18 protein-coding genes are annotated in these 16,944 nt (G+C 68.5%); 5 read left to right on the plus strand and 13 right to left on the minus strand.

Translation table 11 applies throughout. From position 1 onward, the window contains the following. Positions 1 to 739: 739 nt before the first annotated feature. The 5 genes from ACWEQG_RS36960 to ligD (ACWEQG_RS36980) all read right to left on the minus strand — a co-directional run bounded on the left by ACWEQG_RS36960 (position 740) and on the right by ligD (ACWEQG_RS36980) (position 3,846). Positions 740 to 970: a DUF3107 domain-containing protein gene (locus ACWEQG_RS36960; RefSeq protein ID WP_363462147.1), complete on the minus strand. Its 231-nt coding sequence runs from the start codon at positions 968 to 970 to the stop codon at positions 740 to 742. Positions 971 to 1,064: 94 nt separating this feature from the next. Next, complete coding sequence (locus ACWEQG_RS36965) at positions 1,065 to 1,685, minus strand: TetR/AcrR family transcriptional regulator (protein WP_169948767.1); 621 nt, start codon at positions 1,683 to 1,685, stop codon at positions 1,065 to 1,067. 72 nt (positions 1,686 to 1,757) lie between these two features. Beyond that, positions 1,758 to 1,958 (minus strand): hypothetical protein, encoded by a 201-nt coding sequence (locus ACWEQG_RS36970; RefSeq protein ID WP_363462149.1) that lies wholly within the window; start codon positions 1,956 to 1,958, stop codon positions 1,758 to 1,760. Positions 1,959 to 2,038: 80 nt separating this feature from the next. Further along, positions 2,039 to 2,920 carry a non-homologous end-joining DNA ligase gene (gene ligD / locus ACWEQG_RS36975; protein WP_452292063.1) on the minus strand — a complete coding sequence of 294 codons (882 nt, stop codon included), beginning with the start codon at positions 2,918 to 2,920 and terminating at the stop codon, positions 2,039 to 2,041. Next, positions 2,917 to 3,846 carry a non-homologous end-joining DNA ligase gene (gene ligD, locus ACWEQG_RS36980; protein WP_452292065.1) on the minus strand — a complete coding sequence of 310 codons (930 nt, stop codon included), beginning with the start codon at positions 3,844 to 3,846 and terminating at the stop codon, positions 2,917 to 2,919. The genes ligD (ACWEQG_RS36975) and ligD (ACWEQG_RS36980) overlap by 4 nt, the downstream gene beginning before the upstream one ends. A 104-nt stretch (positions 3,847 to 3,950) precedes the next feature. On the opposite strand from ligD (ACWEQG_RS36980), the gene ku reads away from it, so the two are divergent. Then, entirely contained in the window at positions 3,951 to 4,874 is a 924-nt protein-coding gene (gene ku / locus ACWEQG_RS36985) for a non-homologous end joining protein Ku (protein ID WP_452292067.1), read from the plus strand. Positions 4,875 to 5,123: 249 nt separating this feature from the next. Here the strand turns inward: ku and ACWEQG_RS36990 are convergent, their stop codons facing one another. From ACWEQG_RS36990 to ACWEQG_RS37015, 6 genes are all read right to left on the minus strand, one after another. Then, positions 5,124 to 5,429, minus strand: coding sequence for a hypothetical protein (locus ACWEQG_RS36990; protein WP_452292069.1), 306 nt, complete (start codon positions 5,427 to 5,429; stop codon positions 5,124 to 5,126). 638 nt (positions 5,430 to 6,067) lie between these two features. After that, positions 6,068 to 6,616, minus strand: coding sequence for a hypothetical protein (locus ACWEQG_RS36995; RefSeq protein ID WP_452292071.1), 549 nt, complete (start codon positions 6,614 to 6,616; stop codon positions 6,068 to 6,070). Between the two features lie 649 nt (positions 6,617 to 7,265). Continuing rightward, positions 7,266 to 7,799 carry a hypothetical protein gene (locus ACWEQG_RS37000; protein WP_452292073.1) on the minus strand — a complete coding sequence of 178 codons (534 nt, stop codon included), beginning with the start codon at positions 7,797 to 7,799 and terminating at the stop codon, positions 7,266 to 7,268. Positions 7,800 to 8,502: 703 nt separating this feature from the next. Next, positions 8,503 to 8,973, minus strand: a complete 471-nt coding sequence (locus tag ACWEQG_RS37005) for a hypothetical protein (RefSeq protein ID WP_452292075.1) — start codon at positions 8,971 to 8,973, stop codon at positions 8,503 to 8,505. A gap of 808 nt (positions 8,974 to 9,781) precedes the next feature. Next, the gene (locus tag ACWEQG_RS37010; RefSeq protein ID WP_452292077.1) at positions 9,782 to 10,387 is read right to left on the minus strand and encodes a hypothetical protein; all 606 of its coding nucleotides are present in this window, start codon (positions 10,385 to 10,387) and stop codon (positions 9,782 to 9,784) included. A 404-nt stretch (positions 10,388 to 10,791) separates the two neighbouring features. Further along, entirely contained in the window at positions 10,792 to 11,382 is a 591-nt protein-coding gene (locus tag ACWEQG_RS37015) for a hypothetical protein (protein ID WP_452292079.1), read from the minus strand. Between the two features lie 392 nt (positions 11,383 to 11,774). On the opposite strand from ACWEQG_RS37015, the gene ACWEQG_RS37020 reads away from it, so the two are divergent. After that, entirely contained in the window at positions 11,775 to 12,689 is a 915-nt protein-coding gene (locus tag ACWEQG_RS37020) for an alpha/beta fold hydrolase (RefSeq protein WP_452292080.1), read from the plus strand. 98 nt (positions 12,690 to 12,787) lie between these two features. Next, positions 12,788 to 13,966, plus strand: a complete 1,179-nt coding sequence (gene moeZ / locus ACWEQG_RS37025) for an adenylyltransferase/sulfurtransferase MoeZ (protein WP_363462167.1) — start codon at positions 12,788 to 12,790, stop codon at positions 13,964 to 13,966. 68 nt (positions 13,967 to 14,034) lie between these two features. On the opposite strand, the gene ACWEQG_RS37030 is transcribed toward moeZ, so the two are convergent. Both ACWEQG_RS37030 and ACWEQG_RS37035 read right to left on the minus strand, forming a co-directional pair. Further along, positions 14,035 to 14,346, minus strand: coding sequence for a winged helix-turn-helix domain-containing protein (locus tag ACWEQG_RS37030; protein WP_363462169.1), 312 nt, complete (start codon positions 14,344 to 14,346; stop codon positions 14,035 to 14,037). Continuing rightward, complete coding sequence (locus tag ACWEQG_RS37035) at positions 14,346 to 14,810, minus strand: hypothetical protein (protein ID WP_452292082.1); 465 nt, start codon at positions 14,808 to 14,810, stop codon at positions 14,346 to 14,348. Before ACWEQG_RS37035 ends, ACWEQG_RS37030 begins: the two co-directional genes overlap by 1 nt. Before the next feature lie 151 nt (positions 14,811 to 14,961). Here ACWEQG_RS37035 and ACWEQG_RS37040 point away from each other — a divergent pair, with 151 nt between their 5' ends. Both ACWEQG_RS37040 and ACWEQG_RS37045 read left to right on the plus strand, forming a co-directional pair. Further along, positions 14,962 to 15,681 (plus strand): hypothetical protein, encoded by a 720-nt coding sequence (locus ACWEQG_RS37040; protein ID WP_452292084.1) that lies wholly within the window; start codon positions 14,962 to 14,964, stop codon positions 15,679 to 15,681. After that, positions 15,675 to 16,943, plus strand: a complete 1,269-nt coding sequence (locus tag ACWEQG_RS37045) for a S8 family peptidase (RefSeq protein ID WP_363462174.1) — start codon at positions 15,675 to 15,677, stop codon at positions 16,941 to 16,943. The genes ACWEQG_RS37040 and ACWEQG_RS37045 overlap by 7 nt, the downstream gene beginning before the upstream one ends. Position 16,944: the final 1 nt, after the last annotated feature.

The following is a 16,944-nucleotide window of genomic DNA, read 5'->3' on the forward strand; positions in this document are numbered from 1 at the left end:
GGGGGGGGGCGCGGGGGCCTGCCCGCCCCCGGGGGGGGGCGGGGCCGCGGGGGGGGGGGGGCCCGGCGGTGGGGGGGGGGGGGGGGGCCCGGGGGCCCCCCCCCCCCCGCGGCCCGGCCGCAGCTCGCCGCCCTGCTGGTGGGCGAGAACGGTGAGGACCTGGCGGAGGTCGGGCGGATGTTCGCCAGGCTGACCGAGGAGCACGGCAAGCGGATGGCGGCCCTCGGCCTCACACCGGGCCCGTAGTCTTCACGGGTTCCGCGGTTGTCGCGGGCGCCGATGCCGTGCGCCTGCCGGTCCGCTGACCTGGCGAGACTCCTGGGACTGCGGGGGCCGGGAGGTACGGCAGGCGGCCCCGCGCGGCGGCCGGTCCGGCGTTCATGGGTCGCGCACGTGCCAAACGGATGTACGGTGCGAGCATGAGGGCCTCGCGCCGCTACGGCAGTTCCTTGACGAGATGTGGGCCGAACACCTGGACTCCGCGTGCGATTTTGCGGAGAGGAAGCGCGGGCTGTCCGACGATCAGCGGGAGGCGGGATCCCCATCGCGCGGATCTGACCCGCCGTCCCCGCGGATGCGGTTACGGACGCACCTGAGCCCGCGGCGATTCCCGGACAACCGATCGACGGAGCCCGCATCGGACCTCACGGTCAGCCGCCGGGACGGCGCGCGTGGTGGGCGCGCGCCGCCGCCGGCCGGTGACGGCCTCGGAGAGCTGTCGGTGGGCTGTCGCGGTGGGTTAGAGAGTCCCGCCGAAGCCGACGGGGCGCGTCTCGTCCTCGCCGATCTCGACGAACCCGAGCGAGGCCACGGGGACGACCACGCGGCGGCCCTTGGTGTCGGTGAGTGTGAAGACGCCCTTCTCCGAGGCGAGCGCGTTGCGGAGTTCCTCCTCGATCTCCTCGGCCGACAGGTCGGTCTCCACGACGAGCTCACGGTGCACCGACTGCACACCGATCTTGATTTCCATCGGGCTCCCCTTTCGCGAGGGCTGGTCCCTACCCATCGTCGTCCCCCCGGGGAGCGGTGAGCCCTGTGATCGCGTGAAGCGAACAGGATTCCGGTCAGCCGGTGCGCGGGAAACCGCTGATGCCACGCCAGGCCAGGCGCGCCATCAGCTGGGTCGCCGCCTCCTTGGGGATCGAGCCGTGGCTGCTCAGCCAGTAGCGCGCGCTCACCTCGGCCATGCCCACCAGGCCGACGCCGAGCAGGTGCGCCTCGTCACTGGAACAGCCGGTGTCCTCCTGGATGACCTGGCTGATCGCCTCGGCGCTCTCGTGCAGCGAACGCTCCATCCGCTGCCGTACGGGCGCGACGTTGCGCAGGTCGGATTCGAAGACGAGCCGGAACGCCTCGCCCTGGCTGGAGACGAAGTCGAAGAAGGCGCCGATGGCGGCCTGCACCCGCTGTTTGTTGTCACTGGTGGACTCGAGAGCCTGCCGGATCCGGGTCACCATGTCGTCGACATGCAGGTCCAGCAGTGCCAGATACAGCTCCAGCTTGCCCGGGAAGTGCTGGTAGAGCACCGGCTTGCTCACACCGGCCCGCTCGGCGATCTCGTCCATCGCCGCCGCGTGGTAGCCGTTCTCCACGAACACTTCCTGTGCCGCGCTCAGCAACTGGCGGCGGCGGGCCATCCGGGGTAGCCGGGTGCCCCGGGGCTTGGCGTCCGGGGTAGCGGTCACGGCAGTCTCCTTGGAAGATGCGCATCGGGGGCTCCCGCCCCGGGGCCTCATCCTACGCGTGGGTAACTCGGGTCAACGATAGTCGTCGTCGTCGAGGTCGACCGTGCGCTCCTGCTCGACCACGTCGGCCGGGTCGGCGTCGAACGGAACGCGCTCGGGCCAGCGCCGGTCGTCGGGGACCTTGACGAGCTGGTGCTGCTCGACAGCGTCGGCCTCCGGCGCCTCGATCGAGATCTCCTCGACCGTCTCGTCGAGGGGGTCCATCTCGGGCATCTGCGTGTCCTTCCGTTCGAAGGTCGGCTGCGACAGGTCCAACACTACGGCCAGGGCGGCGGCGGAACTAAGCGGCAGGGCTAAGCGGTGAGGGGTACGAACAGGTCACCGTGCTCCGCCACCCGCTCCAGCACGTCAGGAGCGGTGAACACCAACTGGTCCGGGCTGTCGCAGGCCTCGACCTCCTCCCACCGCAGGGGAGTGGAGGCGGTCGGCCGTCCGGCGGCGCGCAGCGAATAGGGCGCGACGGTCGTCTTGGCCGGGTTGTTCTGGCTCCAGTCGATGAAGACCTTGCCCGGCCGCTCCTTCTTCGCCATCACGCTGGTCACGAACGGGTGCTCCGCCTGCATCCGCCGGGCGAGCGCCTTGGCGTACTCGGACGTCCCCGGTCCCCGGTCCCAGGGGACGTAGAGCTGCATGCCCTTCTGCCCGCTGGTCTTGGGAAAGCCGTCCAGGCCGTCGTCCGCCAGGGCCCGCCGCAGCAGGACGGCGACGCGGCAGCAGTCGACGATGGTGGCAGGGGCGCCCGGGTCGAGGTCGAAGACGAGGGTGTCGGGCGGCTGGGGCTCGCCGTCCTTGGCCACCCGCCACATCGGCACGTGGATCTCCAGGGCGGCCAGGTTGGCGTAGTAGACCAGGGTCGGCAGGTCCTCCACCACCGCGAAGTCGATCTCCTCGCGGTTCTTGGTGCTGCCCGGCGCGGGCAGGGTCACCGTACGGACCCAGTCGGGCGTGTGCTCCGGGGCGTTCTTCTCGAAGAAGAACTGGCCCTCGACGCCGTTCGGGTAACGCTTGACCGTGAGCGGGCGCCCCTTCAGGTGCGGCAGCAGGACCGGCGCGATCCGGGTGTAGTAGTCGATCACTTCGGCCTTCGTGAACGCGGCGTCGGGATAGAGGACCTTGTCCAGATTGGTCAGGGCCAGCAGGCGGCCCTCGACCTTCACCCGCACCTTCTCGGTCATTCCTGCTCCTCCCGCCGCACGTCCGCGGGGACCTTGTCGGCGCGCACGCCCCGCCACACGGGGTTGCGCAGCCGCCCGTCGCGCGTCCACATGGTGAACGCCACCTCGCCGACCACTTCCGGCCGGACCCATCGGGCGTTCCTGGAGATCTCCCTCGGCAGCCCGTCCGAGAAGGGGCTCTGCCCGATCTCGAGCGGCTCAATCAGCCGGAGCAGGTCGCCGAGCGTCGCGTCGGTGAACCCGGTGCCCACGTGGCCGGCGAAGCGGAACTCGGCCGGGGAGGTCCCGGCGTACACGCCGACCAGGAGCGAGCCGACGCCGCCCGCGCGGCGGCCCTTGCCGGGCCGCCAGCCGCCGACGACCACCTCGGCGGTGCGCAGGTTCTTGACCTTGATCCACCAGTCCGCCCTGCGTCCCGGCCGGTACGGCGAGTCGAGGCGCTTGGCGACCACGCCCTCCAGCCCCTGCCGCCTGGTGGCCTCCAGCACGGCCGGTTCACAGGGAAAGCACGGCGGCGCGCCCAGGCCGAGCGAGTCGAGCAGCGCCCGGCGGTCCCGGTACGGCAGATCGAGGAGCGTGTGCCCGTCGAGATGGAGCAGGTCGAAGGGCAGGTAGGAGACCGGCAGCCGGCCGAGCAGGTGGGCCCCGGCGGGATCGGTGATGTGCATGCGCCTCTGCAGCCGGGCGAAGCTGGGCCGGCCCTCGGGGTCGAAGGCCACCACCTCGCCGTCGACGACCGCCCTGCGGCCGGCGAGCGGCGCCATGGCGGCCGAGATCTCGGGATACCGGGAGGTGAAGTCGGCGCCGTGCCGCCCGGTCACCCGCACGCCGCCGTCGACGTACGCGAGCGCGCGGATGCCGTCCCACTTCACCTCCAGCGCGTACGCCTCGGGGTCGAGGGGGATTTCTCCTGGGATGGCAAGCATCGGCTCGATCGGATACGGCACCGCCATAGTGGGTACCTGCCCATCAGGTAACTCCCTTGAATCCCACCATAGCGTTGTTCGAACACAGAGACGAGAATGTGGCTATGCGCAGCATCTGGAAAGGCGCGATCTCGTTCGGTCTGGTCACCATCCCGGTGAAGCTGTACTCGGCGACCGAACAGAAGGACGTGGCGTTCCACCAGGTGCACCGGGAGGACGGCGGGCGGATCAAGTACAAGCGGGTCTGCTCGGTCGACGGGGAAGAGGTGCCGTACTCCGACATCGCCAAGGGGTATGAGCTCGCGACCGGCGAGATGGTCGTGCTGACCGACGAGGACTTCTCCGACCTGCCGTTGACCACCTCCCGCAGGATCGACGTGCTGCAGTTCACCCCAGCGGAGCAGATCGACCCCATCTACTTCGCGAAGTCCTACTACCTGGAGCCGGACGGGCAGGGCGCCAAGCCGTACGTGCTGCTGCGGGACGCGCTGGAGCGATCCGGACAGGTGGCGGTCGTGAAGATCGCCCTGCGGCAGCGCGAGTCGCTGGCCGCCCTCCGCGTGCGTGACGGCGTCTTCGTGCTGGAGACCATGCTCTGGCCCGACGAGATCCGCGAGGCCGACTTCGGGTTCCTGGAGGAGGACGTCGACGTACGTCCCCAGGAGCTGAAGATGGCCGAGTCCCTCATCGAGACGATGGTCGCGGACTTCGATCCCACCGAGTACAAGGACGCCTACCGGGAGGCGCTGCAGCAGGTCATCGAGGCCAAGGTGGCCGGCAAGGAGCTCGTCGCCCCCGAGACCCCCGCGGAGGCCGGCCCCGCCGTCGACCTCATGGCCGCGCTGCGGGCCAGTGTCGAGGCGGCCAAGCGGGAGCGTCAGGGCGCCACGGAGGCCAAGGCGCCCGGCAGGGCCGCCAAGGCCAAGGCCGCGGCCTCCTCCGGAAGCGCGGCCAGGAAGGCCGCGTCGGACGGCGCGGACGAGGAGGAGAAGGCGCCCAAGAAGCGGAAGACCCGCCGGTCCGCGTGAACCGGCCGTCCTGAGCTGTCGTGCAGCTGTCCGAGGCTGTTGTAGCTGTTCGAGGAGCCCCGGCGGACTGGTCCGCCGGGGCTTTCTTCACGGTACGGAAGTGGGCGATCCGTACAGGGCCGTGAGCTCTCGGCCGCCCGTTCACCGCCGCCCGATCGCCACGAAGGTGGCGGAGGCGTGATCAGGGCGAGCCCGGACACCGCGGCTTCGCGCCGACGGCCCCGTACGCGTGGGTGTCACCCGTCAGTGTCAGTCGTCGTCGTCGCCGTCGATCTCGATGACGGCGTCACCGGATGCGAAGGCCACGTTCTTCCGGTTGACCTTCTTCTCCTTCTCGTACTTGAGCTTGAAGACGCGGAAGTCGTTGCGGTTGACGGCCGCGTTACGGCAGCCGCGACCGCGACGTCCGTAGTGGTCACCGTGGCCCCAGTTGCTGGTCATGGTCGGGGTGCCAGAGGCGGCCGCGTGCGCGGTGGTGGCGCTCAGGGCGAGCGCGCCGCCGGCCATTACCGTACTGACCGCCAGACCGGTGATGACGTTCCGGAATTTGGGCATTGAGGTCCTCCTCGAAGGATGGAGTGCCCGAGTACGACATTTCCAGGGTCTGTCGGAAATGTCCGAGCGATGTCCTGTATGTCCGACTATCGCCCGTGGCGTCTTAATTGCCGATGTGGCCTGCCGGCAAACTCGGCCGTAGGGGATTTGGGCCGGCGTTGTGCTGCGACGCCTCGCGTTGAGTGATCGCTTACCTGATCGACGTTCATGTCTGACGCGTTCCGGCGGGATGCGGGGTAGGGCGGGTTCCCGGTCCGCGGCGCGGTGTTCCCAATCCCCGGTTCTCGTGCACTTCGTCCCTGCTGTGCCGCTGGTTCGGGACTGGCACGGCGGGGTGTGGGGCGGGACGGTGCGAGCCGGTTCACCGGCCTGGTGAGGTGATGGCGGGGCGGGACCGGGCGCGCAAAGGTCAGGGCTCCGGCGAGGATCTCGCCGGAGCCCTTGTCTCATGCCATCCGGTGGACGGCGTTCCCGGGCTTCCTGTCGCTTGGTGCGCGGAGGCGCCGGAAACACCTGGCTGCACTCATCTGCGCCGTCGTCCCCAGCCGGCGGCGGAGAGGACCTCGTAGGCCCCGCCCACCGGGCTCTGTCATCCGACCGGACGGCGCGGTGTCGCGCGAGGCGTCAGGCCTCGCGGATCAGACGTCGTTGTTGTGGTTGTTGTTGTTCTTGTTGTTGTGCTCGCGGTCGTTGCGGTTCCACCAGTCGTTGTTGTTGTTGTCCCACCAGTTCTGGTCGGCCCACCAGTTGTTGTTGAGCCAGTTGAAGGCCCGGTCGTCCTTCTCCTGGAAGCCGAAGGCGACGTCCTTGGCGACGAGGCCGAAGGCGTCGTGCTCAGCCTTGTCGTCCTTGTAGAGGTTCTGGCCCCACCAGTTGTTGGTGTCCCACCAGTTGTTCTGGTTGCGGTCGTTGATGTTGTGGTTGCGGTCGTTGCGCTCCCGGTTGTTGTTGTTGTTCGGGAAGAACGCGTTCGGGAAGTCGTTCCCCTTCTTGTTGTCCTGGGCGATGCCGCCCGTGCTGTCGTCGACGCCGTTGGCCGCGCCGTCCTTGACGATGGGGCTGTCGTTCTTCTTGAAGAAGAAGGGGTTGTCGTCGGCGCTGGCGGCCGTGGCACCCATGGCGACGGCCCCGCCGACGACGGCGGTGCTGAGCGCGAGCCCTGCGAAAATCTTCTTGAGGTTGGGCATTATTGTTCCTCCCTGACAGGATTCGATTTCGAATTGCCCTGCGTCTGTCGGCATTTCCCGTCCGCCTGCTGTGGACAGAAATTCCTTCGTGGCTCTTATCGAGCCTTGCTTCCGACGCTAGTGGTGATTTCCTGCCGGGCGGCCCGACAAACTGACGCCTGCTGCTTTTAGTTAATGATTAGCTGCGTATAGGCTTGATTCGATGGATAATGCGCCTTATGTAGTGATAGGTACGATTTGCCCCTCTGGTGTGGCCGGGTTCTGACGTCCGGCGGCCGGGGTGCCGGTCTTCCGCATCGCGATGCGGTGGGGCTGGTCGGGAAGGTCCGGGAGCGGCTGCGATCGCGGGGCGGGGAAAAGCGCGGAGGGAAGCCTGTGGCGGCGGTGACGGCGGCCAGGGCAAAGAGCAGGGCTCCGGCGGAACCTTCCCGCCGGAGCCCTTGGTTGTCACTGTAGGAGGATTGACGGCCGTCCCCGTTCAGGCTGCCGTCGCTCGTTGAGCGAGCGGCCGGCCGGTCGAGGAACGTGTCTCTGCATTCAACGGCGCCAGTCCGTGTGCCGGGGTCGGAGACCTCGTGGGAGGTTCTCCGGATCCGTCACCTCATAGGAACGGCGTGATCGTCTCGCAGGAGCCGCTGGACCTGCCTTCTCAGTTCACGCGGTCGTTGTTGTTGTTGTTCCACCAGTTGTTGTCGTTGCAGTTCCACCAGTTGTTGTTCTGCCACCAGGCGTTGTTGAACCAGGTGTTGTCCTTGTTCGTCTTGTCCTGGAAGCCGATCGCGACGTCCTTGGCGACGAGCCCGAAACCGGAGAAGTCGTCGCGCCGGTCGGCGAACGCCCCCTGGTTCCAGAAGCTCTGGTTGTTCCACCAGTTGTTGTTGTTGTTCTGGTTCTGGTTCAGGTTGCGGTCGTTGCGATCGAAGTTGTTGTTGTTGTTGTTCGGGTTGAAGAAGACAGGGAAGACGTTCTCCCGATCACCGCGCTCGCCGATGCCCCGGTTGCCCTGGGCGATGCCGCCCGTGCTGTCGTCGACGCCGTTGGCCAGGCCGTCTCGGACGATGGGACGGTCGACATCGCCGGTCCTGGTCGCGGCGCCGGCGGCGCCGGCGCCCAGGGCGAGCGCGCCGCCGACGGCGGCGGTGCTGAGCGTGAGACCAGCGATGATCTTGTGGAGCTTGGACATGCGTGTCCCCCTTGACAGGATTCAGTAGCCCTGAATTTGTTTAGGCCATTTCTCTTGATTATGAGAGATGTCCTTCGGGCCCCCAATTGGGCCCTAACTTCCTGTGCTGTCATGATTTCCAGCGCGCTGGCCGGACAAACGAGTATCTGAGGCTTTTGATCACTAGTTAGAGTCTTATGGACTGACATAGAGGCATTGAAAGAGAAATGTCTCGATTGACCGATTTGTGGATGGAGCGCTTGCGCCTCAGAGCTCGGCGGGGAGAGCGAAGCGGAGGCGGCGACCGGAGCGGATGTGGCGGTGGAGCGTCGTCGGGCCCGTGCCACCGGCACTGCTCCGGCCCACTCGGCCGGGCCGGGAGAGGCGTCCTGGCGCCTCTCGCATGCCGGAGCCCGGCATACGAGTTCGTCGCCTCGGGTGCCGCGCCCGAGTCCGCCGTACGGGAAAGCCGTATGGGAAAAAAGTCAGGGCTCCGGCGAGAGTCTCGCCGGAGCCCTTGTCTCTGCTGGATCGAACGGCCGTTCCCGGAGCGTGGAGTGCTCACGGAGCTCGCGACGCCGCGGGAACGTGACTGCGCCTCAGGGCGCCGTTCTCCTGTCGAGGCGGTGGAGGACGGTGCGGCCGGCCGTTTCCGTCATCCCTTCACCTGCCAGGATTCCGAGCGGCGCGGTCGTCTCGCGGGCCGTTGCCGGCCCCGCCTTTCTCAGTTGCAGAAGTTGTTGTTGTTGTTGTTGTTCCAGCAGTTGTTCTGGTTGTTGTTGAACCAGTTGTTGTTCTGGAACCAGCCGTTGTTGAACCAGTTGCTCTCGCGGTTGGTCTTGTCGCTGAAGGCGATCGTGGCGCAGGGGCCGACGATGGCGAAGTTGGAGTCGCTGTCGAGGTTGTCGCAGAACGCGCTCTGGTTCCAGAAGCTCTGGTTGTTCCAGAAGTTGTTATTCTGGTTGTTGTTGCAGAAGTTGTTGTTGTTGCAGTTGTTGTTGAACCCGTTGCCGCAATTGTTGTTGTTGTTCAGGCCGATGGGAACGAAGTTGTTGTTCTGGGGCGGCATGCCGCCGAGACCGAAGAAGCCGTCTCCGCAGCCGGCGCTCGCGGCTGTGGCGCTCATGGCGATCGCGCCACCCGCGATCGCGGTGCCGAGTGCGAGGCCGGCGAGAACGTTCTTGAACTTGGGCATTGCTGTCCCCCTTGAAAGAATTGGAATTCCCCGCATCCTTCGATATTTCTCGCTGGAGATACGAGAGAAATATCTCTATGGCCCCCGTGGGCCGGGTTCCTGCGATACGTTGATGTCCGAGGGGCGAGGCCGACAAACACACCTCTGTGGCTTTTGATCAGCTATTAGTGCTTTATGGCGGGACTTAGAATAATAAAGGGCGACTTGTCCCAGAATGTCCGATTTTCGGCCCGGGTCGGCGGTGGCAGAGACGGACGGCGTGCCGAGGCGAGGTGAACGCCGGACGCGTGCGGACGTTCCCGGCGGAAACGCGGGCGCGGGGAAGTGGGGAGCGGGGACACAACCGGGGCGGCTCGTGGAGCCGGCCGACGCCGGCGTACCTACGACGGGCGCGAAGCCGCGCGGCGGACGGGTGAAAGGCGGGGCCCGGGCCGGGGGCGGAGCGGAGGCGGGGCGGAGGCGGGGCGGCCGCATCCGGCGAGCGCCGTGCCGATCGGAGAGAGCCGCGAGGCGGCCTGGCCCCGGATTGTGGTCCGCCGGGCACGTGTCTGAAGTCCGCGCGCGCGGACGCCGCGCGGCCGGACCGGGTGGTCGGAGAAACGTGTCTGTAGTCCGCCCCGCAGGGGCGCCCCGCGGCCGTACAGGGGGGACCGGAGATGCGGGCACGCGCGGAGCGCCCGTGCTCCCCGCGGACCCGTGGACACTGGTCCACGGACGCGGCGGGCACGGGCGCCCCTTATTTCGATTCCCAAGCCCATGGCTGGGGTGTCATCGTGGCCGGTCGCCCGGCGACGAGGCAGATCCCGGATCAGGGCATCGGCGTCGTCGTGACGACGGGCTTCGACACCTTCTTCTTCTCCTCCTTCTTGATGTCGGCGTCGACGTCGATGTCGACATCCTTGGTCTTGGCCTGCGGGTTGAGCTGAGTGGCCGTGTTCGTGCGAGGCTCGGTCTGCGAGGACTGGTCCTGCCAGGGCCGGTTGTGCAGCTGGTTGAAGTCGCTGGTGCTGGTGTAAGGAATCGTGGAGTTCTGCGACCACTGGGAGTTCCACGGAACCGCGGCGGAGCCGTTCGACGACTTCTGGAACGGCGTGAGCACGAGCGTGAAGTCACGCAGGAGGAACTGGCTCTGGTTCTCCGACTGACGAGCGTGCTGCCACTCGTGGTTCTTGTTCTTGTTCTTGTTCTTGTTCTTGTTACGGCCCTTCTGCCCCTGGGCCTGCCGGTTGGTGTTGTAGTTGCGGTTGTAGCTCGGCCGGACGTAGCGGACGCCGCCGGACGGAGCGGGAACGTACCCGCCCATGACGGTCGTTGCGCTTGCCGTGCCGGCGGTGGCGCCGCCGAGCGCGATGGCCGCGCCGCTCAGCGCGGTGCCGAGGGCGAGAAGCCCGGCGATGTTCTTCAACGCGGACATTTGGGTGTTTCTCCTCTGAATATCGCGACCCCGGCCCGATCCGGTGAGGGGACCAGGGCGGGTGGTAGTGGGTTCGGCGCCGTCGTGTATGACGCGGCGCGATGCATTGGGCCGGCGCCGGCGGCCCTCTCCTCGAAACACGCCGCCGGTGCTCTGCTCTCTCAACTGCTCGTTGGACCGCGGACGGAGCGGCGAACGGGTGGCGCCGGCGCCGTGTCTCACGGTCATCCGGTCGCCGCCCGTCCCGCAGGGCGGTGTCCGCCGCTCCGTCACGCGCGTGTGCCGTGCGTCGCTCGCGGGTCGCGGCTCAGACGAGACCGCGGGTCACGAGTACGGGTGGCCGTCGGTTTCCGCGTCACCCGCCGTGGCCGGGACGTTCACCGAGGCCGCTCGTGCGGATTCCGTCAGGGCACGATCTCCGGCTGGTCCATGCCCTTCTTCTCGAACTTCTTCTCCTTCTCCACGTCCACGTCGATGTCCGCGTCGATGTCCTTCTTCTTGATGCGCGGGTTGACCTCGGTGGCCGTGTTCGTCTTCGGCTGGTCCACGGTGTCCTGGGCCTGACGCGGGTTGTTGAACTGGTCGCTGACGCTGTTCGTTCGCGTGTACGGGTACGACTGCGTGCTGCCGTACTGCCAGTTGTACGGAAGCGCCCGCGCGTCGGTGTCCGTCTTCTGGAACGGCGTGAGCACGAGAGTGAAGTCACGCAGCAGGAACTGGTGCTGTCCCTGGTTCTGCCGCTCGTGCTGCCACTGCTTCGTCTTGTTCTTGTTCTTGTTCTTGTTGCCGTTCAGGGCCTTGTTCTTCTGCCGCTGCCCGTTCCGGTTGCGGTTGTAGTTCGCGTAGGGGTAGTAGCCACCCCCGCCCACGTAGCCGCCCATCACGGTGGCGGCGTTCGCGCTGGTGGCGGCGACAGCGGTACCCAGGGTTACGGCACCGCCGGTGAGCGCGGCGCTGATCGCGAGGATCCCGGCCAGGTTGTTGAACTTGGGCATTTCATGTCCTCCTTGAAGGATTGTTGCCCCGACACTCCGGCGTTTTCCAAGTCGCTCGGAAAATGCCCTTACTGATGATCCTTGGTGGATCATCCCTGCATTGTCTTGTTTTCCTCACCGTCCGAGCGACAAACGGCGATCGGCGGCTTTTGCCATTCACTTATCTCTTTATTGGCATCGTTGGCACCGGTAGCATCGCATTGGTCCGAATTGTGATTCCTATCCGCATTTCGAAATGTCCGAATAGGGGTGATATTGGCCCTATGTCGCTCTCGCCGATCGGGGCGAACCCGGATGATCGATCCCGTGCCCCCGGGGTAGCGGGAGTGCCCGCCGAGGTGGCGTACGGGCGGGGTTATGGTCGAGAACGCGAGGCGAACAGGGGAGGACGCGTGGGTGTCGAGCCGATTCCACCGTGGCCCGGCCGGCTCATCGATCTGGGGGACACGCGCATCCACGTGCGGACGACCCCGGAAGGGCCGCCGGAGACCGCCGTATACGTGCACGGCCTGGCGGGTTCGGCGACCAATTGGACCGACCTCATGGGCGAGCTCGCCGACGACGTGCGGGGGGTCGCCGTCGACCTGCCCGGGGCGGGGCACTCCCCGGAGCCGGCGGACGGCGACTACTCGCTTCCCGCCCATGCCGGAGCGGTGGTCCGTCTGGTGGAGGCCCTGGGAGAGGGGCCCGTCCACCTTCTCGGCAATTCCATGGGCGGCGCGGTCTCGGTCCGGGTCGCGGCCACACGGCCCGACCTCGTCAGGTCGCTGACGCTGGTCTCGCCGGCACTGCCCGACCTGCTGCCGAGGTACGGCCCGGCCAGGATCGCGATGTCGGCCGCCCCGCGCCTGGGCGAGCTGGCCGCCCGCTGGCTCAGCGCGCTGCCGCCGGAGCGGCGCATCCACGCGACACTCAGCATGTGCTACGCCGACGTCGGGCGGGTCCACCCGGAGCGGCTGCGCGAGGCGGTCGAGGAACTGCGCCGCCGCGACGGGCTGCCGCACGCGGGGGCGGCCATGGTGGGCTGCGCCCGCGCGATCGTGCGGGAGTACTTCCGCCTGGGCCCGGACAACCTCTGGCGGCAGGCCGAGCGGGTCTCCGCGCCCACCCTCGTCGTGTACGGCCTGCGCGACCGGCTGGTCCACGCCCGCATGGCGCACCGGGCCGGACGGGTCTTCCACGACGTGCGCCTGGTCACACTTCCGCACGCCGGTCACGTGGCGCAGATGGAGTATCCCGAGCTCGTGGCCCGGGAGGCGCGGCGCCTGCTGGCCTACACCAGGGAATCTCTGCGCCGAACAGCCTGATTGGGGAATGCGGGGCCACCCCGGTTAAGTTGTGAGAAGAGCTTGTGATGGGCCCATGGAGCCGAGCGCGACATTGGCACGAAAACGGGAGTGGAACTGTGTCGTTGCCACCGCTGGTAGAGCCGGCAGCAGAGCTGACGGTCGACGAGGTGCGCCGCTACTCGCGCCACCTGATCATCCCCGACGTCGGCATGGCGGGTCAGAAGCGCCTGAAGAACGCCAAGGTGCTGTGTGTGGGCGCGGGCGGCCTGGGCTCTCCCGCGCTGCTGTACCTGGCCGCGGCCGGGGTCGGGACGCTCGGCATCGTCGACTTCGACGTCGTGGACGAGTCGAACCTGCAGCGCCAGGTGATCCACGGGCAGTCGGACGTGGGCCGCCTGAAGGCCGAGTCCGCCGCCGCGAGCGTGCGTGAGATCAACCCGCTGGTCAACGTCATCATTCACAACGTCGCTCTCACGACCGACAACGTGATGGACATCTTCTCCGGCTACGACCTCATCGTGGACGGCACGGACAACTTCGCCACCCGCTACATGGTCAACGACGCGGCGGTGCTGCTGGGCAAGCCGTACGTGTGGGGGTCCATCTACCGGTTCGACGGGCAGGCCAGCGTCTTCTGGGCCGAGCACGGTCCCTGCTACCGCTGCCTCTACCCCGAGCCCCCGCCGCCCGGCATGGTCCCGAGCTGCGCCGAGGGCGGCGTCCTCGGCGTGCTGTGCGCGTCGATCGGCTCCATCCAGGTGAACGAGGCGATCAAGGTCATCACCGGCGTCGGCGAGCCGCTCGTCGGCCGCCTGATGATCTACGACGCCCTCGAGATGAAGTACCGGGACGTCAAGGTCCGCAAGGACCCCGAGTGCCCGCTGTGCGGCAAGAACCCGTCGATCACCGAGCTGATCGACTACGAGGCGTTCTGCGGCACGCTCTCGGACGAGGCGCAGCAGGCCGCCGCCGGCAGCACGATCACCGCGGCCGAGCTCGTGGCGATGCGCGAGCGGGGCGAGGAGATCATGCTCATCGACGTCCGCGAGCCGAACGAGTACGAGATCGTCAACATCCCCGGCGCCGTGCTGATCCCCAAGGGCGAGTTCCTCAACGGTTCGGCCCTGGAGACGCTGCCGCAGGACAAGAAGATCGTGCTGCACTGCAAGTCGGGCGCCCGCTCGGCCGAGGTCCTCGCGGTCCTCAAGAACGCCGGCTTCTCCGACGCCGTCCACGTGGGCGGCGGCGTGCTGAGCTGGATCAAGACGGTCGACCCCAGCCTGCCGACCTACTGACGCGAACCGACGACGGCCGCCGCCTCTGCGCGAGGCGGCGGCCGTCGTCGTGACGCGCCGTCTTCGTGCTATTCGTGCCTGTCCGGCACGACCGTGAGGCCGCTGGGCGCGACGAGGCGCTGCAGGTTCTCGACGTACGCGGTGAAGGCCGCCCGTCCCTCTTCCGTGAGCTTGAACCACGTCTTGGGCCGCTTGCCCACGTAGCCCTTGCGTACGGTGACGTACCCGGCGGTCTCCAGCGCGCTGCCGTGCTTGGACAGGACGGAGTCGCTGACGCCGACGGTGTCGCGGACGAACCCGAACTCCGCCTCCTCGGCCGCCGCGAGCAGCGAGACGATCTGCAGCCGGGTCGGCGCGTGGATGACCGGATCGAGCTCCATCAGCGGTTCTCGATCCCGCGGGCGAGCAGCGCGGAGACCCAGCGCCCGACGAAGGGCCCGATGACGAGCTGGAACCCCGTCATGGCGAGGCCGCCGTAGGTGCGGGCGTAGGCCACCTCGGCCGCGCTCAGGCGGAAGGCGACGGCCAGGCAGATCCCGATGCTCACGAAGAGCCAGACGGCGAAGACCGCGAGGGCGTCCGCGCGCATGAGACTGCGGTGGGTCGTCATCGTGCGCGTCCGGATGAAGACGGCGATCAGCGCGCCCATGCCGGCGCACAGCAGGACACCCGTGATCACCGTCACCGGAACGGGAGTGCCCGGCTCGGTGACGAACTGCACGCCGGTCACGAACAGCCCGACCCCGACGGCGTACCAGGCCGGGAACCAGGGCTGGGATCTGACGGCCTTCGCCTGGGTCTGCCGGATCGCCGCCAGGCTCTGAGCCGCTTCCTCGGGGTTCATGGGGGGCTCCTCTCGCTTCACTTTCCATCATGGAAAGTACTTTCTACTTTCCGAAGCGTCAAGTACTTTCCATGACATTTGTGGGGATGCCGGTCGGTAGGTCGCGTTAAGGTCACTGAAGGAGGGAGGCCACGACGGGAACGGAGGCGCAGTGGGCGAGACGCGGACCTGGCCGGCCGTGGCCGTGGCCTCCGCGATCACCCTCGTCCTCGCGATCGTCGGCGGGATCGCGGCCAGCGCCGCCGTCGCCGAACTGACCAGAGGACCGAGCGCCGCCGAGCTGCGCGAGGCCCAGGCGGCCGAGACGGCGCTGCGATGGGAGCGCTGGCCGGCCGGCCGGATCTTCCCCGCCACGCTGGTCTACACGAGCGAGCAGGGCGGGCGTGAGCTGGCGCGGCGGGTGGGCATCTCCTCGCGCACCGACTGCCGCGGCGCCGTCGACGCGGCCATCGCCGGCCAGATGAGAGCGGCCGGCTGCCGGGCGATCCTGCGGGCCACCTACCTCGACGCCCTGCAGGGCATCGTGGTGACGATCGGCGTTGCGGCCTTCCCCGACGCGCTCGGGGCGCGCTCGGCCATCCCCATCTTCCCGAGCGACGGGTCGGCCGCCCCCGGGCTGCGCGCCCTCGCGTTCCCCGGCACGGTGACCGACCGCTTCACGGCGGGCGGACGCCAGGCGCTGACCCTGCGGGCGGCCGGGCCGTACCTCGTCATGACGACGGCGGGGCAGGTCGACGGGCGTCCGGCACGTGCGCTCGGGGAGCAGCGGGACACCATGTTCTCGTTCACCGAGGATCTGGCCGAGAAGGTCGGCGAGATCCTCACCGCCCCGGCGTCCCCGGACTGCACCGCCAAGGAGTGGCGATGCTGACCGCGCTGCGGCGCAAGGCCCTGGCCGCGTCGGCCGCGGCGCTGCTCGCCCTGCCCGCCGGCGCGTTCCTCGCCCCAGGCCCGGCGGGGGCCGACGACGTACGGCTCAGCCAGCAGGACGTGCTGCGCACCCTCGACGTCGACGACGCCTGGCGGCTGACCAGGGGCAGGGGCGTCACCGTCGCGGTCCTGGACTCCGGCGTCGATCCCGACCACCGCGACCTCGCCGGGTCGGTCGTCACCGGAAGGGACTTCACCGTCGGGGCGAACCCGCGCGGGGTGCAGCCGGTGCGCCTGCACGGCACGTACATGGCCTCGCTCATCGCCGGGCACGGGCACGGCCCGGGCGGCGCCGACGGCATCATCGGCATCGCGCCGGAGGCCAAGGTGCTGTCCGTACGCGTGATCCTGGAGGACGAGGAGCCCGGGTTCCGCACGTTCAACTCCGACACGCGGTACGAGGCCGTGGTCGCCAAGGGCATCCGGTACGCCGTGGACCACGGCGCGAAGGTCATCAACCTGTCGCTGTCGAAGGACATGCCCACGAAGGACGAGCGCACGGCGATCCGCTACGCGATCTCCAAGGGCGTCGTCCTCGTCGCGGCGGCGGGCAACGACGGTGCCGGCAAGCGGACTGCGCCGTACTCCTACCCCGCCTCGATCCCCGGTGTGATCTCGGTGGCCGCCGTCACGTCCACGCTGCGGCGGGCCTCGTTCTCCAACCGCAACTCCTCGGTCATGGTGGCCGCCCCGGGCGTCGACGTCCTCGGGGCCGGGCCGGGCGACGAGTACTGGGTCGGCCGGGGGACCTCCCAGGCGACCGCGCTCGTCTCCGGCGTCGCCGCGCTGATCAAGTCGCGCTACCCCCGCATGTCGCCCGCCCTCGTCGCGCAGGCGCTCACGTCGTCGCCGGCCCGCCGGGGGCCGTACAACACCGGCACCGGATTCGGGGTCGTCAACGCGTACCGGGCGCTGAGCGTCGCGGCCACCCTCGCCCGCCACAGCGCCACGGCGTCGGGGGCCGGTGTGCAGAGTCCCTCGCGTCCCGTCCGCTCCGCAGCCGAGGAGCATGACCCGATCATGGTCGTCCAGCGCGACACCGGCGCGATCCTCCTCTACGGCGGCATCGCGCTCGGCGCCTTCACCGGCTCCGGCGCGGGTGTGGCCGTCCTGCTCGTGCTCACGCGGCGGGCGCGCAGACGGCAGCGGGAGGAGGACGACGCGCTGCCGCCGGCTCCTTGGCCGACGGGCCTGCCGACGTAGC

The sequence above is a fragment of the Microbispora sp. NPDC004025 genome, from assembly GCF_053604425.1.